Source organism: Paenibacillus sp. FSL R5-0766, from assembly GCF_037971845.1.
Classification (GTDB): Bacteria; Bacillota; Bacilli; order Paenibacillales; family Paenibacillaceae; genus Paenibacillus.
Window position 1 is genome coordinate 3304360 of sequence record NZ_CP150227.1, and the last position, 25835, is coordinate 3330194.

At 43.2% G+C, this 25835-nt stretch carries 21 protein-coding genes; 16 read left to right on the top strand and 5 right to left on the bottom strand.

Annotated elements, in window-relative coordinates:
* The first annotated feature begins 24 nt into the window (after positions 1–24).
* The 3 genes from MKY66_RS14430 (at position 25) to MKY66_RS14440 (ending at position 5559) form a co-directional block, all read left to right on the top strand.
* Positions 25–1788 carry a sensor histidine kinase gene (locus MKY66_RS14430; RefSeq protein WP_076212031.1) on the top strand — a complete coding sequence of 588 codons (1764 nt, stop codon included), beginning with the start codon at positions 25–27 and terminating at the stop codon, positions 1786–1788.
* Positions 1789–1804: 16 nt separating this feature from the next.
* Positions 1805–3331 (top strand): response regulator, encoded by a 1527-nt coding sequence (locus tag MKY66_RS14435; protein ID WP_076212033.1) that lies wholly within the window; start codon positions 1805–1807, stop codon positions 3329–3331.
* A gap of 242 nt (positions 3332–3573) precedes the next feature.
* Positions 3574–5559, top strand: coding sequence for a methyl-accepting chemotaxis protein (locus MKY66_RS14440; RefSeq protein WP_076212035.1), 1986 nt, complete (start codon positions 3574–3576; stop codon positions 5557–5559).
* A 91-nt stretch (positions 5560–5650) separates the two neighbouring features.
* Here the strand turns inward: MKY66_RS14440 and MKY66_RS14445 are convergent, their stop codons facing one another.
* Entirely contained in the window at positions 5651–6523 is an 873-nt protein-coding gene (locus MKY66_RS14445; RefSeq protein WP_076212036.1) for an AraC family transcriptional regulator, read from the bottom strand.
* A 245-nt stretch (positions 6524–6768) separates the two neighbouring features.
* On the opposite strand from MKY66_RS14445, the gene MKY66_RS14450 reads away from it, so the two are divergent.
* Both MKY66_RS14450 and MKY66_RS14455 read left to right on the top strand, forming a co-directional pair.
* Positions 6769–7968 (top strand): MFS transporter, encoded by a 1200-nt coding sequence (locus MKY66_RS14450; protein ID WP_076212038.1) that lies wholly within the window; start codon positions 6769–6771, stop codon positions 7966–7968.
* A 215-nt stretch (positions 7969–8183) separates the two neighbouring features.
* Positions 8184–8939: a gamma-glutamyl-gamma-aminobutyrate hydrolase family protein gene (locus MKY66_RS14455; RefSeq protein ID WP_076212143.1), complete on the top strand. Its 756-nt coding sequence runs from the start codon at positions 8184–8186 to the stop codon at positions 8937–8939.
* A gap of 107 nt (positions 8940–9046) precedes the next feature.
* On the opposite strand, the gene MKY66_RS14460 is transcribed toward MKY66_RS14455, so the two are convergent.
* Together MKY66_RS14460 and MKY66_RS14465 are read right to left on the bottom strand one after the other, a co-directional pair.
* Complete coding sequence (locus MKY66_RS14460; RefSeq protein WP_076212040.1) at positions 9047–11371, bottom strand: MMPL family transporter; 2325 nt, start codon at positions 11369–11371, stop codon at positions 9047–9049.
* A gap of 19 nt (positions 11372–11390) precedes the next feature.
* Positions 11391–12014 (bottom strand): TetR/AcrR family transcriptional regulator, encoded by a 624-nt coding sequence (locus MKY66_RS14465; protein WP_339807168.1) that lies wholly within the window; start codon positions 12012–12014, stop codon positions 11391–11393.
* A 261-nt stretch (positions 12015–12275) separates the two neighbouring features.
* On the opposite strand from MKY66_RS14465, the gene MKY66_RS14470 reads away from it, so the two are divergent.
* The 4 genes from MKY66_RS14470 to nspC all read left to right on the top strand — a co-directional run bounded on the left by MKY66_RS14470 (position 12276) and on the right by nspC (position 17912).
* Complete coding sequence (locus tag MKY66_RS14470) at positions 12276–13160, top strand: TetR/AcrR family transcriptional regulator (RefSeq protein ID WP_076212045.1); 885 nt, start codon at positions 12276–12278, stop codon at positions 13158–13160.
* A gap of 225 nt (positions 13161–13385) precedes the next feature.
* Positions 13386–14645 (top strand): cytochrome P450, encoded by a 1260-nt coding sequence (locus MKY66_RS14475; RefSeq protein ID WP_076212047.1) that lies wholly within the window; start codon positions 13386–13388, stop codon positions 14643–14645.
* An 899-nt stretch (positions 14646–15544) separates the two neighbouring features.
* The gene (locus MKY66_RS14480) at positions 15545–16783 is read left to right on the top strand and encodes a saccharopine dehydrogenase family protein (RefSeq protein ID WP_076212050.1); all 1239 of its coding nucleotides are present in this window, start codon (positions 15545–15547) and stop codon (positions 16781–16783) included.
* A 1-nt stretch (position 16784) separates the two neighbouring features.
* Positions 16785–17912 carry a carboxynorspermidine decarboxylase gene (nspC, locus tag MKY66_RS14485; RefSeq protein WP_076212052.1) on the top strand — a complete coding sequence of 376 codons (1128 nt, stop codon included), beginning with the start codon at positions 16785–16787 and terminating at the stop codon, positions 17910–17912.
* Between the two features lie 185 nt (positions 17913–18097).
* Here the strand turns inward: nspC and MKY66_RS14490 are convergent, their stop codons facing one another.
* On the bottom strand, positions 18098–18871 hold the full coding sequence (locus MKY66_RS14490) for an SDR family NAD(P)-dependent oxidoreductase (RefSeq protein WP_076212053.1): 774 nt from the start codon (positions 18869–18871) through the stop codon (positions 18098–18100).
* Between the two features lie 111 nt (positions 18872–18982).
* On the opposite strand from MKY66_RS14490, the gene MKY66_RS14495 reads away from it, so the two are divergent.
* From MKY66_RS14495 to MKY66_RS14525, 7 genes are all read left to right on the top strand, one after another.
* Positions 18983–19339 (top strand): MerR family transcriptional regulator, encoded by a 357-nt coding sequence (locus MKY66_RS14495; protein ID WP_076212055.1) that lies wholly within the window; start codon positions 18983–18985, stop codon positions 19337–19339.
* A gap of 90 nt (positions 19340–19429) precedes the next feature.
* Positions 19430–20302, top strand: a complete 873-nt coding sequence (locus MKY66_RS14500) for a YitT family protein (protein ID WP_076212058.1) — start codon at positions 19430–19432, stop codon at positions 20300–20302.
* 252 nt (positions 20303–20554) lie between these two features.
* Positions 20555–20896, top strand: coding sequence for a multidrug efflux SMR transporter (locus MKY66_RS14505; RefSeq protein ID WP_076212060.1), 342 nt, complete (start codon positions 20555–20557; stop codon positions 20894–20896).
* Between the two features lie 2 nt (positions 20897–20898).
* Positions 20899–21213 (top strand): multidrug efflux SMR transporter, encoded by a 315-nt coding sequence (locus tag MKY66_RS14510; protein WP_076212062.1) that lies wholly within the window; start codon positions 20899–20901, stop codon positions 21211–21213.
* Between the two features lie 133 nt (positions 21214–21346).
* Complete coding sequence (locus MKY66_RS14515) at positions 21347–21541, top strand: hypothetical protein (protein ID WP_237175415.1); 195 nt, start codon at positions 21347–21349, stop codon at positions 21539–21541.
* A 216-nt stretch (positions 21542–21757) separates the two neighbouring features.
* Entirely contained in the window at positions 21758–22891 is a 1134-nt protein-coding gene (locus tag MKY66_RS14520; protein WP_076212066.1) for a serine hydrolase domain-containing protein, read from the top strand.
* Between the two features lie 295 nt (positions 22892–23186).
* Entirely contained in the window at positions 23187–24329 is a 1143-nt protein-coding gene (locus tag MKY66_RS14525; RefSeq protein WP_076212068.1) for a DUF4309 domain-containing protein, read from the top strand.
* Between the two features lie 102 nt (positions 24330–24431).
* On the opposite strand, the gene MKY66_RS14530 is transcribed toward MKY66_RS14525, so the two are convergent.
* Positions 24432–25400 (bottom strand): DMT family transporter, encoded by a 969-nt coding sequence (locus MKY66_RS14530; RefSeq protein ID WP_143760328.1) that lies wholly within the window; start codon positions 25398–25400, stop codon positions 24432–24434.
* Positions 25401–25835 lie beyond the last annotated feature (435 nt).

Sequence of the window (25835 nt, forward strand, 5' to 3'; positions counted from 1 at the left end):
CAGAACAGGAGGGTAACTCTGAGAATGGCAAAGCTCATACATAAAGCAACTCAATTCAGTTTGCAGACAAAGGTGTTTTTGACATTTCTGGCTCTGCTTTTGTTCGTGCTGGGCTGTTTTATCGTTTATGTGAATGTGATTGTTATTCGCCCGCTCAAACTGAAAACGGAGCAGGATACGCTCGTGACTGCTACAAAGGTAAGAGAGCAAGTTGATCTCTACGTAGAACAACAGAACCAGATGTCGCAGCGAATATTATCCAGCAAAAATATATTTGCAGCCATGGACAAGAGCTCCTCAGCGCATAGTAATTATGAAAGGCTGAAACAGATTCGGATCATCAAAGACATCATGTTTCAGGCGATCGGGCCGAGTATGAATATCAAAGACATGTCCATCTACGACAATCACGGTGTTCTCCTGACAACATATCTGGGTTCGGGCAATCCGCCCGCAATCCTGAACACCATGATGGAGAGTAGTCAGGTCGGACGAGATTGGACGGAAAGTGGTTTTGTTCTGCTGCGCCAAGACGATACCATCTCCTTTGTGCGCACGATTAATGATCAGAACGGCAAGGTGTACGGTTATCTTAGCATTCAGATGGAACAGGCATATATACAGAACCTTACGGAAGGTATCACAGCAGGGGATGTCTATATTCTGAATGAACATGGGGAGCAGATGACAGGCAAGGAAGACGGTGTGACATTTGCCAACTGGACGAAACCTTCATCAAATGAGGGACTCGATGTGGACAAAGACGACAATTATGTCACGCATTCCACTTCACCCAGTACAGGCTGGATCACGTATATCATTACTCCCAAAAAATCTGTTCTAGGTTCGATCCATTCGGTTCAGACGATGTCCATTCTGCTGATTACAGCACTGATGCTGGTTTCATTTGTGTATATCTTCCTGTCGACACGTAATCTGCTGTTGCCTATCCGCAAGCTACGCAGTCAAATCTGGCGCATGAACTACAGCAATATGAATTTGAAAGTGGATGAATCGCCGAAGAATAACGATCTCTTATTGCTGAATGAAGCCTTTCAGGATCTGATGGAGAGGCTGCAGCAATCCATTGACCGGGAAAAATCGGCGCTTCATGAAGAAGTAAAGGCGCGTAATTCTGCGCTGCAAGCCCAGATTGCACCTCATTTTATTCATAATGTCTTATACCTGATCAGTATTGCCGCCCAAGAGGGGAAGACCAAAGTTGTATCGGATATGTGCAAACATCTTTCGGACAGTCTACGTTATATTGTCTCTTCACCATACGCGCATGTGACTTTGGGTGAGGAGCTTCAACATACGAGACATTATCTGTCCCTTGTACATCAAAAGTACGAAGAGGATCTGGAGTGGGACATCCGTGCAGACGAGCTGGCGAACGAAATCCGGTTGCCGCGGTTGGTCATTCAGCCATTTGTGGAAAACTGCATTGAACATGCCTTTGCCAACACCGCGCCGCCTTGGCGTATCCAGATTACCGTGAAGCAATATAACGGATTATGGGCTTTGGGGATCAAAGATAATGGAGAAGGCTTTCCACCGGATAAGATCCAGGACATTTTAGCCAATATTCAGGCATCGGGTTCCGGAATGAACCAGACTGCCGATCGTGCCACAGCCCTTGGTAACATGGGGATTATCAATAGCGTCAATCGACTCAAACTAATGTATAACAATCGGCTCTTTATTAATATATTTAACAATCATGCGGATGAGCAACATGGAGCAACGATTCAAATCATCGGCTCACTGACGAAGGATTTTTACTAGCAAGGAGGTACAGACGATGTATGACGTTATGATCGTTGAGGATAGCAAACCGATATTACGTAATATTAAAATGCTCTTGGAAACGCTCAACCTCCCGATTCGTGTAACGGCTACGGCAACCAATGGAGAGGAAGCCTTGGCAGCCATCAAGCAGTCACCGATTGATTTGCTGTTGACAGATATACGAATGCCAAAAATGGATGGGCTATCCCTGATTGAGCAAGCCAAGCTTGCCAACCCGGATCTGAAGGTCATCTTGATTAGTGGTTATAGCGATTTTGAATACACGAGAAAAGCATTAAACCTGCAAGTGTTTGACTATTTGTTAAAACCTGTCGAGCGAGAGGCGCTTGAAGAAGTCATGGGTCGGGTAATTGACCAACTTGATCAACAGATGTCCAAGGAACTGCTGGATTTGCAGGAAATCATTCATCCCCAATGTGAGACTACGCCCAAACAAGGGGAGGAGTTTCCGCCTTTATTCAGCCAGATGATGATCATTATGAGCAAACAGCCTTTTACCGCAGGGCATGAACGATGGGTGCAGGTGGAACTTGATGGCATAGTGCAGGATTTTTTTGCATTCCATCCTTGTCGTGTGTACACTAGTCAAACCCCATATCAATTTGTCGCTTTTGTCAATAAAAGTGCACTTGAGGTGTACTCTTCCGTACATGAATGTCTTGAATCGTTGCGACGGCATTTGGTTGCGCATGACATCGATGCGATCATTGGAGGACAACTTCTATTCGCTGAGTCTGGTAATCTGCCGGAGCTCTATCACCGCATGTCGTCCATTTTGTCTGAGCAGCAACGGTTGAAACAAGGAATAGTGTTGGATACCGGGAATCCGGTGTCTATGGCCAGATCCGAGACAGGCTGTCTGGATCCGGTGCAGGAATCTGTTTTTGTACAGATGATACAGGCTCGGCAGAAAGAACGGTTTGCTCTTAAGTTATCCGAATTGCTGGATCGATGGGCAGAGGAAAATGTACATATGACCGAGGTGGATCGGTTTATTGGATTGATTGTAGACACGTTTGCTCATCTGTACGAGGAACAGGGGTCGGGCATGAGATTGGGCCTGGAGCTCCGGTCAAGACAATTCGCCCAGGCACAGGCCTATGCCGATTTTTGCCGGGAACTGACGGAATGGACGGGACAGTGCTTCGATATGCTGCAATCCCACGTTCGAAAAAGCAAGGCGATCTTGTTCGAACAGATTGACGATTACGTAAAACTAAATAAATACTCTCAATTATCTATCAACGACATTGCCATGAAGTTTCACGTTAGCCCGTCGTACGTCAGCAGAGTGATCAAAAATGCAACACAAATTACATTTGTTCAGTATTACACCCGGCTTCGCATTCAGGAGGCCTGCAGACTGATGGAAAGTCAACCCGACATGAAGTTTAAGGAAGTATCCGATTTACTGTCATTTAGCGACCAACACTATTTCTCGAAGGTGTTCAAAGAGTATACGGGGCTGAGTCCTACGGATTATAAACAACAGATGTCTGGTATAAAGACCCAACCATAGTTAACAAACCCTTTTTATTTATGCTATAATACTAACAAATACGGCTTGTTACTGAATTCATTCAGGCAATACCTATGTATATACATGCTCAAAGTTTCTTTGGGTGTGTGTATATATGGGTTTTTTTGCGTTTACTGGCCGATTGATTCTACCAAAAATGGATAAAGAGAGGAAGATTCACTTTGGAAAAGAAAAAGAAAAAAGGGTCATTTTATAGGAAAGGAGGAGCCGGTTTACGATTAATGAGCACTCGACTCATTGCAGCTTTCCTTGCGGTACTTCTTATCCCTACTGCACTTATCGGATATTTCTCATATCATAGTGCCAAAGATCAAGTACAACAAAAAATGACAGAGCCCATCAATACCATATTAACGATGACCGGACAGCATATTAACAATCTGGTAGGGGAAAAAGCAGCATTATTGAGTTACATAGACAGCATGTATGGCTCCGACCCCAGTCAGGCCAACAACGAAGCACTACAAGTAGGAATCGACCAGTTAGCTGATACATATCCTGATATTCTTTCCATAACCGTGGGCAACGACCAAGGCAGTGTTATATCTTCTTCAGCAATAGAGGATGCAACATACGATCCACGCAGTACAGAATGGTACACCAATGGTATAAGTAACAATGGATCATTCTATTTTTCGAGTATTATGAAAGATCAGGTATCCGGGAAGATTTATGTAGAAATTTCAAAGGCTCTTTCAAATGATCACGGTGTAGCAAGTATTAAACTTAATCTGGAGCGATTAGCAAATGAAATATCGATTGTGGATGTCGGAGGTAATGGGAGTCTGATTGTGGTGGACTCCAATCGAACCATTGTGGCTTGGTCTGGTGCCATTGTAAAGGGTGGGGGAGGAGAGCTTGGCGGAGCACTCATCGAGGGAATTCCAGTCCATCCAAATACGGCTTCAAGTTCCGATGAACCGATGGCATTTTCTCAATTTGTCCGAACGGATCTGGCGTATGATCTGGAGGTATATAACGGTGTTAATGCTTTGACGGGTTGGAATGTCATTGCTTTGATGGGTCATGAAGATTTTATCGCCGCAGCGAAACCCATTATGGTATCGAGTCTAACGGTCATTATTATATCTGTATTGATTGCTGGTGTAATTATATTCTTCATTCTGAGATCTTTTATTGTACCTATGCAAAAACTGAGAAAGGCAACCCGCAGCGTAAGCGAAGGGAATCTGTCCGAACGGGTGAATCTGAAAACCGAAAACGAATTTGGTATATTGGCAAATGATTTTGACCAAATGACCATCTCCCTTCAATCGGTGGTTGCTGAACTTCATCAGGCGTCATCGTTGTTAAGCCACTCTTCCCAAATGATTCAGGAAAGTACTGAACAAACCACCCAATCGGTTCAACATGTGGCGGAAACGATGCACCAGACTGCTGAATCAGCTATCGTTGGGGCGGAAAATTCGGAACAAACCGCGAATGCCGTAGAAGAGATGGCGAGAGGCATCAGTACAATTGCAGAATCTGCGAGTGCGATTGTGGATTCGGCTGAAGAGACGGAGCGTGCTGTTGCTAACGGTGGAAAAACGATAAATCAGGTCGGAGAACAAATGGAACACATTCTCGGAGCTGTTGAAGAAACCTCGGCACTGATTAACGAGCTATCCGGTCTATCCGCTGAAGCCAATCGAATGAATGAAGCGATTGCGGATATCTCTCGGCAAACCAACCTACTATCACTGAATGCTTCTATTGAAGCATCAAGAGCAGGAGAACACGGAAAAGGTTTTGCGGTCGTTGCTGGTGAGGTTCGCACATTATCGATGCAATCCAAACAAAGTGCGGACGAGATTGGCGCTACTATTGGCAAAATGCTCGATCTGATTGCGAAATCCACATCTCTTATGAATGATAAAGTTCGTAATCAAGTTGGTGAAGGAATGCGGATCAGCCAAGAAGCTTCAGCAACCATATCGAACATCGAACAATATACAACGCATATCGTGGATCAAATTCAGGATATTTCCGCTGTCTCAGAACAGTTGTCAGCCAGTACGGAAGAAGTCTCGGCTACCGTTGCCGCGATGAGTCACATCTCTAAAGTGTCGGCTGATAGTGCTCAGACAACTTCAGCAGCAGCCCAACAGCAAATGGCGGCGATGCAGGAGATATCGGCATCATCTGCACAGCTATCCAAAACAGCTGAGAATATGCAAGAACTGGTTCGCCGGTTTAAACTCTAGAGTAGATGTATGTAAGTGTATAAGGAAACGTAAATAGCCAAGGCGCTCCCCAAATTGGAGCGCTTTTTTGGGTTTAGAGAGATTGGTGAAATTAGTAAGAATGTGACACCTCATCCCCGAACATATCCTTTTGATTCTTTTTCCGGAAACTTCGAGGTGATTCACCAACCGTTTTGGTAAATAGAATCGTAAAGTAATTGGGGTTATCGTACCCGACCAGTTTGGCAATTTCCCATATTTTTTTGTTGGTTGAGACTAATAATCGGGTGGCTTCACCCATTCTTCGTTGGATCAGGTAATGATAAGGAGAAGTACCATAGTGATTTTTGTACATATGAATTAAGTAATAAAAATCGATATGAAATTGATCTGCCAATTCTTTGAGTTTAATATTTTGCCGATAGTTGGTATCCAAATAGTCTTTAATGCTCTCAGCAAGGGTATTACTCCCAACGATCTCCCCACTAGGAAGCTGTTGACGGGACTGCCGATCGATGATCAGAAGTATTGCTTTCAGGACATGCCCGGAGATTGACTCGTATCCATGTTCCCGGATTGAAAATTCATTGAAGAGAGTCTGCATTAACGAATGGAGCTCATCGGAATATCGGTTGGCTCGAATGATCGGATTGTTAGAGGGAGGAATGACCCAATCCTCAAGGGTCCGGGTGCCTTCTGCAAAACGAAAGCCACAATAAAAAGTGGATAACGGGTATTCAGGATTGGACTTCTCCTCGTGAAGAGTACCCTTGTTATATATGAGCATGTCCCCTTTTTGAGCCCAGTGTTTGGTACCGTCAATGGTGAACAATCCTTTGCCTTCAGTTACGTAGATAATCTCATGCAGATCGTCATGTTTATGCGTCGGAAAACTCCAATGGGGATTGTCGGCCAGTTTTCCTACATAAATAATGGTGCAATCTCGATTTGGATGCCGTTGGCCGAATTCGTGGTGTGTATTCATCTATGTCTTCCCTTCAGAATTAGTAATGAAAGTCTGTGTTGAAATAACAACATATATAATGTTTTGCAATAAAACCACAACAACCTTGATTGTCGCCATAGCGTATCTGACAGTACAATTTCACTATCCAAAATGTAACTATATATCGAAAGTGAAGGGATGGGAAAGCAGAAAATACATGATTACGGATCGTCAAAAGAATTGAAGCGCTTGCAACAATAGAAAGGATTAGTGAGTATTGATTTATGACTAGAAATAGAGAGAACCTACTTATTTTAACGCTTACGCTCGTTAGTTTTGTTCTGGGAACAACCGAGTATGTCATCGTGGGTGTATTGAAGGAAATTGAAAGTTACATGAAAGTATCAATTGCTGCCGCGGGTATGCTTGTCTCCGGTTTTGCGATTGCATACGCAGTGGGTACACCATTTGCTGTGGCTTTCTTGGCCAAAATATCCAGAAGAAGTTCCATATTGATTGGATTTGCAATCGTGTTAGCTTTAAATCTATTGACCGTGTTCTCAACAACGTTCTCTTCTCTGATGGCCATTCGCATCGTGTCGGCCGTTGCTTGTGGACTTACGATATCACTTTCGATCTCGATCGTAAGCGACGCAGTGAACCGGGAGCGAAGAGGGGAAGCTATCGCCTGGATTTTGGGCGGATTTTCAATCGCAAATGTGCTAGGTGTTCCGCTCGGTACATTTATCGGACAACATCTAAGCTGGTCCATGACGTTTGTTGTTACAGCATGCATAGGTTTTGTGCCGCAGGTATTCATGTTTCGTATTCTGCCACGCCAAACAACAACGATTGCAGGTTCGTTCAGTGATCAGATGTCTCTCTTTGTGAAGCCACGGATATTGCTGGCCTGTCTGATCCCTGTACTGGGAAACAGCTGTATTTTCGTCGTTTTTACGTACATTACGCCACTCCTGAGTGAGACGATGGGTGTGCCAGTACAATGGATTAGTGCAATACTCCTGATCTATGGCGCCTGCAGCATCCTGAGTAACTGGATTGGTGCCAAAATAGCCAAGGGTGATTTCCTACCCAAGCTCAAGGGGCTTTTCGTTATCCAAGCGATCCTCTTCCTGGGCATGAGTTTTACCGTTTCCAATCTGTGGATCGGCTTGGCATTCCTGTTTCTGATTGGATGTGTGTCATCCTCCATGAGCGCGGCATCCCAGTTATATTTGTTTGATGTGTCTGGAGCGATCGCGCCGGGGTCCAAAGCATTTGCATCTACACTCCTGCCTGTGGCAGCCAATGTGGGTATAGCGTTAGGGTCCTGCGTCGGGGGAATTGCCGTCAATATGGGTGGTGTCCAGTGGGTGCCTCCAGTTGCTGTGATGCTTGCCTTGCTGGCTTTTGTCGTTACCCTGATATGCCAGCGTTCCATCCAAGTGAATTCAGACGAAGCAACCACCGTAAAAGCAGCTTAGATGAGATGCTTTCTAGACTAAACGGATGAATGCATATATATGGTATATGAACTACAAACAAAGTCGCTGTTATGCGGCTTTGTTTGTTTTTTTAGTTTTCCAGCATTCCGGATGTAACGGGTTCGTAGATGATAGAGGTAGGATAATGCAATAATTCAGTGAATTTATATATGAAGAGATCTGATAAAATGAATGAAAAGCTGGGAGGTAAAGCCATGAAAAAGCCCATGATCGGTGTACTGCCTTTGTATGATACGGACAAAAAAAGTTACTGGATGCTTCCTGATTATATGAACGCCATAGAAGGAGCAGGTGGAATTCCGATTATGCTGCCTTTGACAACAGATACCGAGATCATAACAAGGTTGGCTAATGAGTTTGATGGGTTCTTGTTCACCGGAGGACATGATCTCAATCCTGAGCTGTATTATGAGCGTGCAGAGGTTACCTGTGGAGAGTTATGTATTGAACGCGATATGATGGAGTCGATATTATTACAAAAGGTAATAGAGCTTGATAAACCTGCCTTTGGCATATGCCGTGGACTGCAGCTATTTAACGTTATGTTGGGTGGAACGTTATATCAAGACATTCCGACTAGCCTTCAACTTCATGGGAACAAGATCGTTAATCATAAGCAAAGTCCGCCGTATACGAATCTTGTACATGATGTACATATTGAGGAAAATAATATCCTATACGATATTTTGCAAACAGATACGATAAAAGTGAACAGTTATCACCATCAGGGAATCAAAATGTTATCGGATAAGTTAACGGCCGTGGCCGTCGCTGAAGATGGACTTATCGAATCCGCGGTAATGCCGAACCGCTCGTTTGTTTTGGCTGTGCAGTGGCATCCAGAGTACAGCTATAAAGTAGATGACTACAGTCAGAAGTTATTTGCGGCGTTTGTTAATGCTGCTAAATCCCCGCGCTATACTAACCATATAGAAGACATCACCGCATAAAATGTGAAAAAGAAAAAAGACCTCCTGTTTATAAAAACAGAGAAGGTCTTAGTATTGGTGAATATAGTTGTAATAGTAATCATGGTATTACCATTCTATTGGCAGGATTATTTTGATCCAGACTTCGTGTTGGCATGCTCTTCAGCATTCAGGGAAGCAATCAGCTTCTCGCCTTCAACATCCAGGTTTGGCAGAATGCGATCCAGCCATTTTGGAAGTGCCCAAGCTTTGTCTCCGAAAATAGCCATGATGGCAGGGACCAAGCCCATACGGATGATAAAAGCATCAATCAGAATGCCTACCGCCAAAGTGAAACCAATCTGCTTGATCATGACATCGTCAGTGAATATAAATCCTGCAAATACAGAGACCATAATCACTGCTGCGGCAACAACCACGCGACTTACCTGATTGTACCCATGAACGACGGATTCGGTCCCGCGATGACCATGCACGTAGGATTCCCGCATGGAGCTCACAAGGAAGACTTGATAGTCCATCGCCAGGCCATACAGGATACCTGTCACGATGATCGGCATAAAGCTCAGCAGCGGGCCGCCTGTATCGAAACCAAAGAGCGAATGCAGCCAGCCCCATTGGAATACAGCAGTGGTGATCCCGAATGTAGCCAGGATACTAAGCAGGAAACCGATGGTGGCTTTAATTGGAACGATAATCGAACGGAATACGAGTAACAGGATGATCAGCGAGAGCAGGATGATGATGCCTACATAAATAGGGAACACCTGCGCCAGTTTGGCTGACATATCGATGTTAACAGCTGTGAGTCCAGTAACTCCGAGTTTCACATCATAGGTCTGTGCGATGCTGGAATCAGCCGCACGTAGATCAGTGACCAGTGTTTTCGTGAGATTATCGTTAGGACCCGTTTTTGGAATGAGACTGAAAATAGCTAAATCTTCTGTCATACCAAGCGGTGTGACTTGTGCAACGTTATTCTGACCTTGGAGTTCCATCACCAGACCACCCAAGAGTTCTGGTGTAACTTTTGCGGAAGACTGATTAGGCTCTGCGACCAGAATAAGTGGTCCGTTGAATCCTTCTCCGAAGCCTTCGGAGATGGCATCATAACTTTGTCTTGCAGTTGTATCCAGATTCGCTGAGGAAGCGCCGGGGATACCCATTTCCATTTTGGTGATCGGCGTCGCGGCAAAACCAAGAATGACGATGATGGCGATGATGGTAGCCCAACGATTTTTGATAACGAATTTTACCCATCTGTCCGCAACTCCGCGGCTAGTGGCTTTAGGCTGTTTCGCGCTTTTTTCACGAGCTTTGGCGGAACAGATGCGTTCTCCTACCAATCCGAGTAAAGCTGGCAACAGGGTTAAAGCAACAAATACGTTGATGAGTACGGTGGCAGCTGCGACCAAAGCCATCGTAGACAAGAATGTGAGACCGATGACAAGCATACCGCACAGTGCAATAATGACGGTTAATCCGGCAAAAAATACTGCGCTGCCCGATGTACCAATGGCTCTGGCCGTTGCTTCTTTTGCGCTCAAGCCTTGATCAATGATCATTCGACGCTGGCGATTAACAATGAAGAGAGCATAATCGATTCCAACAGCCAATCCAACCATGAGAGCCAGGACGGAGGTAACACTAGGCATTTCGATGAATTTGGAGATGGAGAACGCACCACCAACTCCAATGGCAACACCGAGGAGTGCAGTGATCAGAGGTAGACCTGCTGCAACAACGGAGCCAAGGGTGATCAGCAATACAATGACAGCAATGACCAGTCCAACAATCTCTGCCGAGCCGACTCCAATCGATACCGTTTTGAGCGTTTCGCCTGGCAAGACTGTAATGTTGGTTCCTTGCTCTACCGTCATAACCGATTGAATAACAGAATCAAATACATCCTGTGTTATGGCAGACTGCTCGATTGTAAATTGGAACTGGAAAAGTGCAATGCTGCCGTCCGAAGAGATCAGCATTCCAGGTACAGGAACACCATCCACCATCAAAGGTCCATAGGGAGGAGGCGTGGTTGTTGCGGATTGCGCCATATCAGTAGCCTGAGCATTCTGAGCCATTTCCGCCTGAGCACCCGAATTACCCGCTTCAGCTGCATAGTCCGCAGGGTTAAGGACTTTGTCTAATCCGTAAACTTCATTGACACCTTTCATCATGGCCGCCAAACGTTCAGGCGTATCCAAACGCTCGTTGTCTGGTGCTTTGAAGACAACACTTCCTTGACCGCCGGAGGCGGCTGGCAGTTCTTTTGCCAATTGATCCAGAACCTTCTGTGACTCTGTGCCTTCAATCTTCATTTCAGAACTGATGTGAATACCATTGATGCTGATCATGGAGATGACAATTCCCAGAATTAAAACCCAGCCAATGATGAAATAGGCAGGTTTGCTAAAAGCGGTTTTCCCCACTCTGTATAATAATGTAGACATTTCTCTATTTTACACTCCTCTATGATGAATGTGGATGGTTGGCATGTTCAAATCCTGCCCGTAAATGATTAAACGTGGTTTCCAAAAATTGATCGAATGTTAAAACATCGGGCTTGGTATCTTCAGTAATGACTTGTCCGGGCAGTAACACTTTGAGTCTTCCATCAATTAATGGCAGTATTGTTCCATATAGTGCGTTGATCAAAAGATAAGTATAGATCTCGTCATACTTTCCGTTAGATAAGTCTAATAAGGTATCTTGTGCCTGCGTCTGCATCCGGTGCATGGCTCCAAGGTAATGCGGTTCTAGCACAGGATAAGTCTGGGATAGTGATACTAGTTGATGAAGCCTTCCTAAGAGTTCTGTTGTAAGCTGCATCTTGATCAGGTTATACAGTACGTCAAGCAAAGAGGCATTATCGGACATTTTGGTAAGTAACTCTTCGAGTTCGGTTGTATTCTGAACGGATATTGCGCCTCTTGCTACGGCTTCTTCTTTACATGTGAAATAGTTTGCAAATGTTCTACGTGAACAACCCACCTGAAGCACGATATCTTCGACCGTAAAACCATCGAGTCCGTGTTCAAGAGTCAGTTCAAATGCAGCACCAGCAAGTGCTTTTTCAGTCGCTTCTTTTTTCAAATGTCGCAAGTTTCGTTTAATCATTATTCTCCGCTTATGCGTTCACCTCCAATATCAATGAATATGGTTTAATACTTTTTAAGAAGAGCACACTTACTTAATATGCACTTTGTGAGGTTTATCATAACAAACAAGTTGCTCATTGTGCAAATTTACTCATTGTGCAATTATTTTATATGACAGCTATACTACGAATCAATGCTTCAACTCCTGAGAAATGAATGTTAAAATCAATAGAAAAACTTGGGGCGATAACGAGATATGAGTAGTCGTAAACAAAGTTTATTGGAAACAGCACTTGCACTATTTTTAGAGCATAGTTATGCAAATACAACAATTCAGATGATCCTGGATCAATCGGGTGTATCCAAAGGCACATTCTACAAATTTTTCAGTTCCAAAGAAGACTGTTTATATTCGATTATTGATCAGCGTATGCAAGAGGATGTTTTCATTCGTAAAGAGCTTGAACAAAATCACTATACATCGGATTATGACCTGCTCGTTGATCAGATTGCCATTCCCATGTCTGGACCTGACAAAGAGCGAGTGTGGGAATTGTATTGGACTGGTTTTTACGCCGGAGAGATCAACTCAGCGAAACTGGCTAAAGTGCATCTAAACTGGCTGTCTACACGCTTGATTCAGGTGTACGGAAAAGACATCAGCTTATATGCCAACGAAGGTGCAATATTGTGCTATGGCATACTGCATCAGATTGCCAACACCTCGAGAAGTCTAAATACGAAAAAACCGGTTTGGAGCGAAGTTGTTCCAAAAGTATTAACGTACATTGAAGTGATATTAAGAACAATGCATCAAAGAAATGAACATATTTTTGACGTTCAGTCTCTCTATTTCCTGAATGCCGATGAGCGTAACCATGATATGGGACTGGATATTGATAATGTATTGATCGAATTGGATGAGTTCAACAAGCGTGTTCAAAAATCCAGTGAATCTGTATCGTTGAAGCAACTTTCGAAAGGGCTCTTAGCGCTATTACAGGATCAAGGGGATTTAAATATTCCTGTAATCGAAGTGGTGCTGCAAGCGTTTCACAAAGAGTATAAATCCAGTGCGTTTCAATCTGAAGCCAATAGACTGACCGAAGCCTGTTGGTGGTACTTGGAACTGGTGAAGTAACGTAATTAATATGGGGGTTGGCTCGTAGCCGACCTCTTTTTTTGTTTTTTTATGCCCGTAGTTTTAATTAATATACTAATAGTATATTAATTAATTGTTATTATAACAGTTGTTTTATGCTGTTTTACCTATGATATTTGAAATTAAATATACTAGTAGTATATAATCGGAATGAACATATATTTCCATAGATTTGAATCATTTCACTTCGAAAGGAAGATTTATATGAATAATTCGAATAACCAGACATCGGAAAAAGTAGAATTTAATTTGTTTAGCGAAGAAAATAGTAAAGATCCATTTGCCATGTTTGCACAGATGCGTGCCAAAGGTTCTGTTGTCCCTATTCCTAACCCAATGGGTGGAGCAGGGCAAACCTGGATTGTAACTCGGATGGGCGTTGCCATGGAAGTGCTGAAAGATCACTCTCGATTTACGGTAGATATGAACTCTATTGATCGTGGCAATGATATTCGAAAGAATCTCTCAGACGAGCTTGGTTCAACGGAACCCCAGACCTTTTTTACCGGAAAGTCGATGCTCTTTGTTGATGAACCGGATCATCGTAGACTCCGTAGCCTGGTTTCCAAAGCGTTCACTCCAAGATATATGGAAAGCCTGCGTCCACGCGTCCAGGAAATTGCCGATGAGTTGATTGACCAATTCGAAGGAAAAGGAGAGATGGATCTTGTAAAAGATTATGCCTATCCTTTCCCAATCAACGTTATTTCCGAAATGTTGGGTATACCTCAGGAAGACCGACCTCAGATTCATGTATGGTCTGAAGCCATTGCAAAAGGTCTTGGTTTTGGTAAACAGGACCCTGCCGTAGCGCAGCACTTGCGATCATTTGCAGAGTACACCTCACAGCTTGTGGCGAACAAACGAGTAGAACCTTCTGATGACCTCATCAGTCAATTGATTGCGATTGAGGAGGAGGGTGATCGACTGAATGAAGATGAATTAATATCCATGATCACGTTATTGATATTTGCCGGACATGAGACTACTTCCAATCTGATTGCAACTGGTTCTTATCTTCTTCTGACCCATCCCGAACAACTGGAACAACTGAAACAAGATCTGAATCTGGTTCCTTCTGCGGTGGAGGAGTTGCTACGATATAACGGACCCGCCACTTCCTCAGGTCCTCGTTATGCAACACGTGACACGGAGTTGGATGGACAATTGATTCAAAAGGGAGATGTTGTGATTCCCCTTCTGAAATCAGCAAATCGGGACGAGCAGCAGTTCACTGACCCCGAAGAGTTGGATATCGAACGCAAAATAAAACGGCATTTGGCCTTTGGACACGGGATCCATATGTGTCTTGGCGCTCCACTTGCTCGGGTGGAAGGGGACGTGGCGTTTACTACGCTTTTGCGTCGGCTACCCGATCTACAGCTCCGTGTTCCTCAGGAAGAGATTCAGTGGCACTCTGCTTTGTCATCACAAGGATTGGCATCGTTGCCCGTAAAATTCTAATCGTTTTTATAAATGTGACTCACTGGAGTATGACGAATTGTCGTCATACTCTTTATTTATAATGAGGATAGAACGGTATGAACAAGAAGCACTCCAATGGCGTGAACATACTTAATGTTAAACATAAAATTGAGTACATAAATTTTGTTGTGGAGGTAAACATTATGAATAAAGATGAATTTTTAATGCATAAGCGGCACATGATCAATTAGCGGAAATTGCTGGAAGCAACATTATGATCGCTGTGAAGAAGTATTTAAGAAAAGTCCTCAAAAGCCTGAGATAGTGGAGGAATTACTGGGCGCAGAAGGCTTGAAAGTATTCGAAGGATATCCATTTCATTCATGGTCCTTGTTCGGACAAAAAATTAATTTTTAATTATTGCTTGATTTTTTTTTCAACGTCTGATAGTGTAAGACCTGTGATTTTGGGAAGTTTATTTATCAATATGAATTAGAGCTTTCCAGCAGATAATTTTTGACCACTTCACCAGGAAGTTAAGGCCATACGGACAGCCGGGTCAAACGCCGATTGGCAACTTATGTTGCTTTATTGATTGAGTTCAAAGCTCAAATTTTATAAGTTGGTTACTTTACAACCAGTGCAATTGCACATCAACTTGTGAAACGGTCAATAAGAGTGGTAAAGGCGAATTATTTGCTATATAGACTCTGATCCAATATTGATATACATGAAGGAGCTTTCCGCCAAAGGAGTTCTTGTGAACTTTTTTGGTCATGGAGACTTCACGTCTTTTTTATGATGTATATCGATAAGCAAGTGTGATGATGCGCGATTGCGGGCATTTTTCACCTTGCTTTTTTTGTTGTCTTGTTGTCTTGTTGTCATCGTATCAAACCAATTTAAAAAAAATACATATTGGGATAGGAGAATGTAAAATGGGAAAAGCACTAATCATCGGCGCCGGCGGCGTTGCTTCCGTGGCAGTACACAAATGCGTTCAAAACAGCGAAGTTTTTGAGGAAATCTGCATCGCGAGTCGTACAAAATCCAAATGTGATGAACTCAAAGCCAAGCTGGACGGCGGAAAAACAAAAATTACAACGGCACAAGTTGATGCTGACAATGTTGAAGAACTGATCGCTTTGATCAACGAAGTTAAACCTGATATCGTTATGAACCTTGCTTTGCCGTATCAAGATCTGACTATCATGGATGCTTGCCTTGCAACTAAAACAAATTACATGGACACAGCTAACTATGAGCCACATGATACAGCGAAGTTTGAATACAGCTGGCAATGGGATTACAAAGAGCGTTTTGAACAAGCAGGCATCACTGCATTGCTCGGTAGTGGATTTGACCCAGGCGTAACTGGCGTATTCTCCGCTTATGCCCTGAAGCACTACTTTGACGAAATTGAGTACATTGATATTCTGGACTGCAATGGCGGCGACCATGGCTATCCGTTTGCAACCAACTTCAACCCTGAGATCAACATTCGCGAAGTATCTGCGAACGGAAAATATTGGGAAAATGGTGAATGGATCGAGACGAAGCCAATGGAAATCAAACGTGTCTACGACTTCAAAGAAGTTGGCGAGAAAGACATGTACCTGTTGTACCATGAGGAACTGGAATCTTTGGCAAAAAATATGCCAGGTCTGAAACGTATCCGTTTCTTCATGACATTTGGTCAAAGCTACCTGACTCACTTGAAAGCTCTTGAAAATGTAGGCATGACTTCAATCGAGCCTATTGAATATGAAGGTAAACAAATTATTCCACTGCAATTCCTGAAAGCAGTACTGCCGGATCCAGCATCCCTTGGACCACGTACTGTAGGTAAAACAAACATCGGTTGTATTTTCAAAGGCAAAAAAGATGGTCAAGACAAAACATATTATGTATACAATATCTGTGATCACCAAGAGTGTTACAAAGAAGTGGGTTCCCAAGCGATCTCTTACACAACAGGTGTTCCAGCTATGATTGGTGCAGCAATGGTCATGACAGGCAAATGGAACAAACCAGGCGTTTATAATGTAGAAGAGTTCAACCCGGATCCATTCATGGAAGAGTTGAACAAATGGGGCCTCCCATGGGTAGAAGACTTCAACCCGGTACTCGTTGATGAGCTGCCAGAAGAAGTTAAAGAATCGGAGCTTGTTCGTTAAAATGCGGTTCGAGCAATTACCGACACCATGTTTTGTTGTTGACGAGGCGCTTATCGAGAGAAACCTGAAAATCCTGAACGGTGTTATGCAGCGTACAGGTGCCAAAATCGTGCTTGCTCAAAAAGCATTCTCCATGACTGCGATGTATCCGCTGATTGGAGAATACATGAGCGGTGCAACGGCGAGTGGTTTGTATGAAGCGCGTCTGGGCCATGAGGAAATGGGCAAAGAGAATCATGTCTTTGCTCCAGCATACCGCGCAGAAGAGATCGACGAGATTCTCTCCATCTGCGACCACATTATTTTCAACTCATTTTCACAGCTTGCAAAATTCAAGGATAAGGCGCTTCAAGCTGGCCGTAAGGTCGGCTTGCGCGTCAACCCTGAATGTTCTACCCAAGAAGGACATGAGATCTACGATCCGTGTTCTCCGGGTTCGCGTTTTGGCGCGAAACTGGAGGATTTCGATGCAGACCTGTTGGAAGGCGTCTCCGGACTGCACTTCCACACACTGTGTCAGCAAAACTCCGACGATCTGGAGACTACGCTGAATGCAGTGGTCGATAAATTCGGACAATGGTTGCCACAAATGGAATGGATCAACTTCGGCGGTGGGCACCATATCACACGTGAAGATTATGATATTCCAAGACTGGAAGCATGCATCAAACGTATGCAGAACGATTATGGCCTGGAAGTATATCTGGAGCCGGGAGAAGCTGTTGCGCTGAACGCGGGTTATCTGGTGACCTCTGTGCTGGACTTCCATAAAAACGGTATGGACATCGCTATTCTGGATACTTCAGCTACGTGTCATATGCCGGATGTGCTGGAAATGCCATATCGTCCGCCGCTGATCGGTTCGGGAGAAGTAGGCGAGAAAGCCCATCTGTATCGTCTTGGTGGACAAACCTGTCTGTCTGGTGACGTAATTGGGGACTATTCATTCGATCAGCCTTTGCAAGAAGGCGACCGTCTGGTATTCGAGGACATGGCGATTTACTCCATGGTGAAAACCAATACGTTCAACGGCATGCCGCTTCCAGCGATTGCAATCAAAAGAAAAGACGGCGATTGCGAAGTTGTTCGCGAATTCGGATATCAGGATTTCAAAATGAGGCTGGCATAATTACTTCATTATATAGTAAGTATTAATATAGAATTGAAAATAAATACAAAGAAGGGAACCTGGAGACAGGTTCCCTTTTTAACGTCCAATGAAGTTTAACGATTAGATTTAATGATGTTTATCAGTGAGGTTAGGTGAATGTTTACCGGTATTAAGCCGACTTAGCTGCGACTTCAGTTTTCGGGTTAATTTTGTGGTTTCGAGGATGCTCTCGCAGCGTATGGAAAGATCGGTTCTCTTAGTTCAAAGTCATACGTCAACCCATCCACAATGCCGACTACACTCTCACTGTCATACAACTCCAGCAAAAATCCAGCCATTTGTTCCGCCGTATGGAATTTTGGAACTCTGCCTTCATATTCAAACTCGTCTACATTAAAGGAATGTTTCGCAAATTCCGTCTCCGTTGCAGCCGGGGCGAGAACTTTGGCTTGCATTGCTGCGTTCTTGCCTTTCAACTCTTGCGCAAGTCCTTCCGTAAAGGCACTTACATAGAACTTGGTTGCACAGTAGGTTACTGCATCGGCTACAATCGTATATCCACCACCAGAGGAGATATTAATGATCTGTGTGCCATCGATATCTGCATAATCACGTACATACAGGGAAGAAAGAATCGTAAGAGCTTCTATGTTAAGATGAAGCATCTGCTCAATCTTGGGCAGGTGTTGTTCGCCAACGGATGCGAAATTCCCGAATCCTGCGTTGTTAATCCACGTCTCAATGGCGTAAGCCTGGAGACTTTCATAGAATTCATGTACATTAGCGGCAATGGACAGATCCACTGTACGAATGACAACATCCAGATCAGGATTGATTTCAGCTACCTTTGCTTTTAATTTGTCCAATTCATCGGTTCTGCGTGCTGCCAGGATCATATTTTTGCCACGGGCTGCAAAAGCTAAAGCAGCTTCATATCCAATGCCCGAACTGGCACCGGTAATCACTGTGTATTTCATGGGAATTCCTCCTGGATCTGATTTCATTTTTTATTGTGATATGACCACGAGTTGATTATACTGATTAGAGCTTACTCTAAGTCAAGCGTGAAAATGGAGGGGAGGTTAACCATGCATACCATTGGTGAAGTGGCAGAATTACTCCATATCAGTGCACATACATTACGTTATTATGAGAAGGAACAGATTGTAACTCCTCTCCGAGATGCGAGTGGAGACAGGCGATACAACGAGTCACACCTGAAATGGCTGCAATTTGTAATTAAATTAAAAGAGACTCAGATGCCCATTGCTACCATTAAGAAGTATGCATCCTTGTTTCAGGAAGGGGAGCATACGGCGGCGGATCGTTTGAAGCTGCTGGAGGAGCATAAAGCGGCGATTCAAAAACAGATGCACATACTTAACACAGCAGATGAGATGCTTGAGCATAAAATTTCGTCGTATCGAAAGTTCATCGGACAATAGTGTAACAGACACCAATGACGTTCTATTGCCAAAACAGTGATTTTTATTATAGACTATTTTTTATCGGTTGTTTATCAAGGGGGAAAAGCAATGCATCAAATCAGAAAACAAAAGTCAAATAAGTTAAAAATCCTCTCCAAAGTATTATTAATTATCATTGGGGGATTTATAACGGCATATGGTCTGGAAGCCATATTGATCCCGAATAATGTCTCTGATGGTGGTGTCACAGGTCTGAGTATCGTAGGATCACAGCTGTTCGGATTACCACTGGGGATGCTCATCGGGATTATTAACATTCCATTTGTGTGGCTCGGGTACAAGCAAATCGGAAAAAGCTTTGCGTTATATTCGATCATCGGTATTGCTTCACTCGCAATCAGCACCAGTCTGATGCACCATGTACCAACCATCATTGAAGGTGATACCTTGCTTGTTACGGTTGTCGGCGGGATTATCATCGGTTTTGGTATGGGACTTGCATTACGTAATGGCGGGGCATTGGATGGCATAGATATGCTGGCTGTACTCCTTTCCCGAAAAGTACCTTTTGGAACCAGTGATCTAATTCTGTTCCTCAACATGTTTGTCTTTATTGTCGTTTCTACCGTGTTTGGTCTGCAAGGCGCGATCTTGTCAGGACTTGCGTATTTTATTGCTTCCAAAGTAATACATATTGTTGAAGAGGGCTTGAGCGGCTCCAAAACATTTAAAATTATTACGAATCAACCAGAAATCATGGTTGAAACCATTCGTGACCGATTAGGTCGTGGAGCAACGTATACCGATGCATACGGTGGCTACTCTAATGAGCAATTCAAGGAAATCACTTGTGTTATTAACCGGATGGAAGAGAGTAAAATTAAAGATATCATTCATGAAATTGACCCAACTGCCTTTGTAGTTGTATACGATGTAGCTGAAGTAAGAGGCGGCAATTTCAAAAAGAAAGATATTCACTGATTCCGAAAAACAAAATTAACTTATACGTAGTTGGTCAACCAGGAACTTCTGGTTGGCTTTTTTTGTTTGTTCACAGCTTAACTTTGAGTTTTAAAAGGCGCATTTCCTTGTTAATTTAATACGAATATTTAAATTTGCAAATGAAATGAAGATGGTTTATTATTATATCAAATGATACAAATAACTATCATTATTTCAAATTAAGTGTTGATCACAAAACAACAACATGAATGCAGAAGAGGAGAATGTTTTATGGCATGGTTATTTCTTATTCTTGGAGGAATCTTAGAGATAGGTTGGGCATTAGGTTTGTCATTCTCCGATGGTTTTTCGAAAATCGAGATCGTAATCCCCACGGTTATTTTAATGATTGGCAGCTTCTACTTCTTTGCAAAATCCACTAAAATACTTCCTGTATCCACCGCTTATGCGGTGTTTACCGGACTTGGTTCATTTGGAACCGCAATTGTGGGAATGATTTTTTTGGGGGACTCCGTAAGTGCAATTAAAATCGTGCTGGTCATGATATTAATCAGTTGCATCATCGGTCTGAAATTTGTATCCAATGAACCTAAACAAAAGGCAGGTGTATAGATATGAGTTGGTTTTTCTTAATCTTGGCTGGTTTATTTGAAGTTGGCGGTGTAATATTTCTGAAACTTTCAGATGGATTTACCAAATTGAAACATACATTTACGTTCGCTCTGTTTTTGGGATTAAGTTTTATTTTTCTTTCCCTGTCTTTGAGAGAGATACCAATCAGCATTGGTTATGGAATCTGGACAGGTATTGGGGCATCGGGCAGTGTACTATTAGGAATGTATGTATTCAAAGAGCCCAAAAATGCTAAGAAATTGGCTATCGTTAGTGGGATCATCGTCAGTATTGTGGGATTGAAACTAGTCTCTTAACTGTATAAATTAGCTACACTAACAACGGAACGATATCCATCTCATCTATATTCATGCATAAGTACAGCTCTCTTATGGAAAACTTCTATAGTGCGAATACAATGCATGATTTCATGTATGGGAGGTTAGCATAGTGACAAAACAAGACCCGCAAGAGCTATTGAAGCAAAAACACGAGCTGGATGAGCAAAAAAGACAGTTCACTAATTTTTCGCGGAATATTTCAGGTCATGGTGAGGTTGAAGCTGGTCAAGAGTTCAGTGTTGACCGGGTACCAGATGATCAAAACCGTATGAAATCGGTTGAGAACAGACGTGGCGAAGCCTAAAACGTTACAACATAAGCCGATCCTTTCCTGGATCGGCTTATTCGTGCGTAGCAGTTTGATAAACAAAGAATATGTATTGTAATTGCGCATAGGAGAGTATATATATGGTGGTCAATCGTTGGAAAAGGTCGTATATTAATAATATGTCGATTGTGGAATTGAATATGGACCACATCGCAAAATGATAAACGATCTTACATAGAAGGACGGGAAAAAATGGATTTTAAACCGCTTGCTTCATTTATCGACCGCATTACATCCTGGCGTATACCGTGGGCAGAGGTGCTGGTGATGCATCGAAATGATACCGTTTTCCATTATCGTAATGGATACGCCAATCTGGAAGAGAAAACACCTATCGGTGATGGAGCGATCTTCAATCTATATTCCATGACCAAAATTATGACCTGCGTGGCAGGACTGCAACTGATGGAGAAAGGGGCAATCCTGTTAAGTGATCCCTTGTCTGATTATCTGCCAGAGTATGCTGAGATGACGGTAAAGAAAACGATGCCGAACGAGGAGATCCGACTGGAAAAGGCGACAAGAGCCATTACAGTACGTGATTTGTTCACCATGACTGCCGGGTTCTCGTATGACGTTGGTTGTCCAAGCATTCAAGAAGCTGTAAAAAGCACCGATGGAACATTGCCAACACGTGATTTCGCGAGAGCGCTTGCGAAAGAACCGTTGCTGTTTGAACCAGGGACACACTGGAATTACAGCATGTGCCATGATGTGCTGGGAGCCTTGGTGGAAGTGGTAAGTGGCAAACGCTTTGGTACGTATCTGCGGGACGAAATCACCGGACCCCTTGGCATGAACGATACAGCATTTAATCTGAACGATGAGCAGCAGACACGTCTGATTCCACAGTATGCTTACAATGATGAGCTTGAAAAGGCTGTACGTTTGGACGGCAATGGATTCCGTGTGGGTACTGAGCTGGAAAGCGGCGGTGCAGGGTTACTATCAACCGTTAGCGATTATGCACGTTTTCTGAACGCGCTTACTGGGCATGGTACTAGTCCCGAAGGCGTGCGCATTCTGTCACAAGCTTCAGTGGAACTGATGCGAACGGACCACCTGAATGAGATGACTCGTGCTGATTATTCCTGGGATCATATGTATGGATACGGCTATGGACTGGGTGTTCGCACACATATCTCCAAAGCAGGAAGCGGCTCACTGAGTCCAATTGGCGAATTTGGATGGAGCGGCGCTGCTGGTTGTATGGCTATTATTGATCCGGATTCACAGCTTACAGTCATGTATGCACAGCACCTGCTGAACAGTCAGGAGCCGTACGTTCAACGACGCTTACGAAATGTGGTATACTCCTGCCTGTAAATCATATCGTATTCGAAGTTACTTGAAGAGCCGCTAAATAGCGGCTTTTTTATGTTATATGAGTCGAAATCTATTCATTAGATTGTTATTTCTTTATTAGAAAGGGTATGTTATCATTCTTAGGAAAATAGTACTAGTAGGGGGGTATGCTTATTGAACATGAACTTAAATTCATTACATAGTTTAATCAAGATTACACGCTAGCAAGTATCTGTTTGAATGTTGAAATTGTGCACGATTCATAATTAGAAAAGAGCTGTTAGATTTTATTTTTTTACTCAAAGGAGAGTCATCGATGATACACCCTAAGCACCAATCAAAATGGGCTTCTCTGGCCTTACTTACCTTATTCGTCTACGTTCTGAGCGGATTGCTCCTGCTACCACCCAATGCTGCTGCCAAAGGAGAGCAAATCTCCGCCAAACAGCTCGAAAGTATGAGTCGGCTTTCATTTACGCTTCGTGATGCCAAACAAACGGCTTACACCGTTTATATTTTTGCTTATGATGAACAGAAGAGTACACTAACCGAAGAAAATGGTTGGACCAACAATAAAAAAGGCGACAAGAGTTATTCAGGAACGTATCGTGCAGCCTTGCTGAAAAAAGGCGCAGCATACGGAACAGTCCAAGCAGCAAAACTGGATCTGAATACGATTATTTTGCCTCAAACCTGGAACTTTGTTGTGAAAAGCAAAGAGGCTAGTACACCAGACATGCTGATGATCACCGATTGGGGAACTTCTAATTTCAATGAGGTGAAAACGTATATTGTTCGTTCCGGGGAATTGCGCCGTGTAACATATGTCGATAATAAGGGGAAAAAAATCGACGATTCCTACTCTGCAAGCAGAGATGATGGAATCCGTACTCTTTCAGGTGCCCGAGTGCAGTTCAAAAATTACAACAACCTTCAATTTGTCTATGGGGTTGATACGTTTAAGCTGAATGTGAACAAATTGGAATTGCGGTTGGAAGATACACGTAACCTCCGTTCAGAAGCTTGGCCAAACTCGGGTGTTGGCGATCGCGCTTACCTGAAAAGCCTGAAGGAAGCTGCTATAAAGGGTGTGTTGCCAGGCCGGACGGACATCAAGATTGGCATGACGCTTCAAAATGCGCAAAAAAAGCTGGGGAAACCCAATTCTCGTTCAAACGGGGAATGGGGAGCGTACTATTATTATTCTAAATTCGGCATCGGGTTTGATTCATACATGCACGAGCTTAGCAAGAAATCACGTATTGCAGTTATCCAGCTGTACAATGAAAAGCAGTACCTCTCACCATGGAATGTGAAACGATGGATGGGAAAACCCACCTCGGAATATTATAATGAAGTTGTGGGTGGTTATGAGATGGAATATGAGCTGGGTAAGCACACTATAGTTTTTAATTATTTGGAAGAAGAAGACTTAATTGACTTTACGAATATATATTAAGGTATAACATCGTAAAGAAATGAAGCATAGCTTAATCACATTTACAAAAAAAGCCGCTAATTAGCGGCTTTTTTTGTTATCCATGAAAGTGGGACGCGTAGTCTATTTCATTGGAGTGTTATTAGAGCTTTGCACAGAACGTACACGATTGACTAAATAAATGCCAACCGACACGAACAGTAATGCGGCCAGATTTTTCAGTTCCAGAATCGTTTCCCCCAGGAATAACGCTGATAATAAAGCTCCAAATACAGGGATTAGGAAGTTATAGACAGACACTCTTCCGACCTTGTTGTACTTGAGAAGCATATTCCATAGACAAAATGCAACGGATGACAGCAAAGCCAGGTAGATTAAGTTACTGGTGGATTCCAGGGTGAAATGGGTGACCCGACCGCCGAGTGATAGACCTAACAGCGTAAGTACCAGTCCCCCGACGAATAAGCTGACACCTGTTATGATCAGAACATCGATGGTGGCGGTGAGACGTTTTGCGTAAAGGGCCGTAACAGAAAAAACAAGTGCTGCTATAATAACGAACCCTTCGCCTGTGAATGAAAAGGAAAAAGCAAGCAGATCCGTATGGAAGTTTACGATGATTACACCAACGAATCCGAGCAAGCAACCAACGATCTTATTTCTGCTTAATTTGTCGTTTTTATAGATGAAATGGGCTAGAACAACACTAAAAAAGGTTGTAGTTGCGTTCATAATGGAGCCTTTGACACCCGTCGTATTGGCTACGCCGACGTAGAAAAACATATATTGCAAACCCGTTTGCAATATACCTAGCATGATGAGGCTAGTCCACTGCGGCTTGGACAATTGGAGCTTCTCTTTTCTAACGATACGAGACAGGAGCAAGAGCAGCAAGCCCGCCAGTGTAAACCGGTATCCGGCAAATACATACTTGGAAGCAATATCTTCCGGCAGAATGTTAAATGCGATATATCCAAGTTTGATGGATGGGTACGCGCTTCCCCATAACAAGCAACACAGGCTTGCCACGAGCATAACAAAAATGGGATCACTAAATTTACTCGGTTTCTCAAGGGTATTTCTCTCTATCACTTTCGATCTTCTCCTCACATTTCATGTACATATGTATGTATGAATCTATTAATATCCTTCCTGACCATATCACATATCGCCAATGTTTGTAATGAAAATTAATGAACCGCTCTTCAATTGGTAAGATTATAAAGAAGGAACGGTTCATGAGGGGCTTTGTTATAGATTCCTTTCTATAAAATCAAGATCGGATGCTTCCTTGCACAATCTTCTTAGTTCATTGATATGTTGTGCGATATCGCACGTATGTGTGTAATCCATATTTAGGTCAACATTGGAGGTAATAAAATGGCTAAACATGAAGGTTAAAGATGGAATGATATTCCCGGTAGGAGAAAAAAATGAAGCATTTGCGCAATATTTCATAGGAGATTGCTGATTCTTATGTTGATCTGGGTGCCATCGCTCTGAGTTTTAATCGAGTGGTGCCTCTTT

Excerpts from the sequence above, each read along its gene's own strand:
- MKY66_RS14430 (WP_076212031.1), top strand. The coding sequence starts at position 25 with ATGGCAAAGCTCATACATAAAGCAACTCAATTCAGTTTGCAGACAAAG.
- MKY66_RS14435 (WP_076212033.1), top strand. The coding sequence starts at position 1,805 with ATGTATGACGTTATGATCGTTGAGGATAGCAAACCGATATTACGTAAT.
- MKY66_RS14440 (WP_076212035.1), top strand. The coding sequence starts at position 3,574 with ATGAGCACTCGACTCATTGCAGCTTTCCTTGCGGTACTTCTTATCCCT.
- MKY66_RS14445 (WP_076212036.1), bottom strand. The coding sequence starts at position 6,523 with ATGAATACACACCACGAATTCGGCCAACGGCATCCAAATCGAGATTGC.
- MKY66_RS14450 (WP_076212038.1), top strand. The coding sequence starts at position 6,769 with ATGACTAGAAATAGAGAGAACCTACTTATTTTAACGCTTACGCTCGTT.
- MKY66_RS14455 (WP_076212143.1), top strand. The coding sequence starts at position 8,184 with ATGAAAAAGCCCATGATCGGTGTACTGCCTTTGTATGATACGGACAAA.
- MKY66_RS14460 (WP_076212040.1), bottom strand. The coding sequence starts at position 11,371 with ATGTCTACATTATTATACAGAGTGGGGAAAACCGCTTTTAGCAAACCT.
- MKY66_RS14470 (WP_076212045.1), top strand. The coding sequence starts at position 12,276 with ATGAGTAGTCGTAAACAAAGTTTATTGGAAACAGCACTTGCACTATTT.
- MKY66_RS14475 (WP_076212047.1), top strand. The coding sequence starts at position 13,386 with ATGAATAATTCGAATAACCAGACATCGGAAAAAGTAGAATTTAATTTG.
- MKY66_RS14480 (WP_076212050.1), top strand. The coding sequence starts at position 15,545 with ATGGGAAAAGCACTAATCATCGGCGCCGGCGGCGTTGCTTCCGTGGCA.
- nspC (WP_076212052.1), top strand. The coding sequence starts at position 16,785 with ATGCGGTTCGAGCAATTACCGACACCATGTTTTGTTGTTGACGAGGCG.
- MKY66_RS14490 (WP_076212053.1), bottom strand. The coding sequence starts at position 18,871 with ATGAAATACACAGTGATTACCGGTGCCAGTTCGGGCATTGGATATGAA.
- MKY66_RS14495 (WP_076212055.1), top strand. The coding sequence starts at position 18,983 with ATGCATACCATTGGTGAAGTGGCAGAATTACTCCATATCAGTGCACAT.
- MKY66_RS14500 (WP_076212058.1), top strand. The coding sequence starts at position 19,430 with ATGCATCAAATCAGAAAACAAAAGTCAAATAAGTTAAAAATCCTCTCC.
- MKY66_RS14505 (WP_076212060.1), top strand. The coding sequence starts at position 20,555 with ATGGCATGGTTATTTCTTATTCTTGGAGGAATCTTAGAGATAGGTTGG.
- MKY66_RS14510 (WP_076212062.1), top strand. The coding sequence starts at position 20,899 with ATGAGTTGGTTTTTCTTAATCTTGGCTGGTTTATTTGAAGTTGGCGGT.
- MKY66_RS14520 (WP_076212066.1), top strand. The coding sequence starts at position 21,758 with ATGGATTTTAAACCGCTTGCTTCATTTATCGACCGCATTACATCCTGG.
- MKY66_RS14525 (WP_076212068.1), top strand. The coding sequence starts at position 23,187 with ATGATACACCCTAAGCACCAATCAAAATGGGCTTCTCTGGCCTTACTT.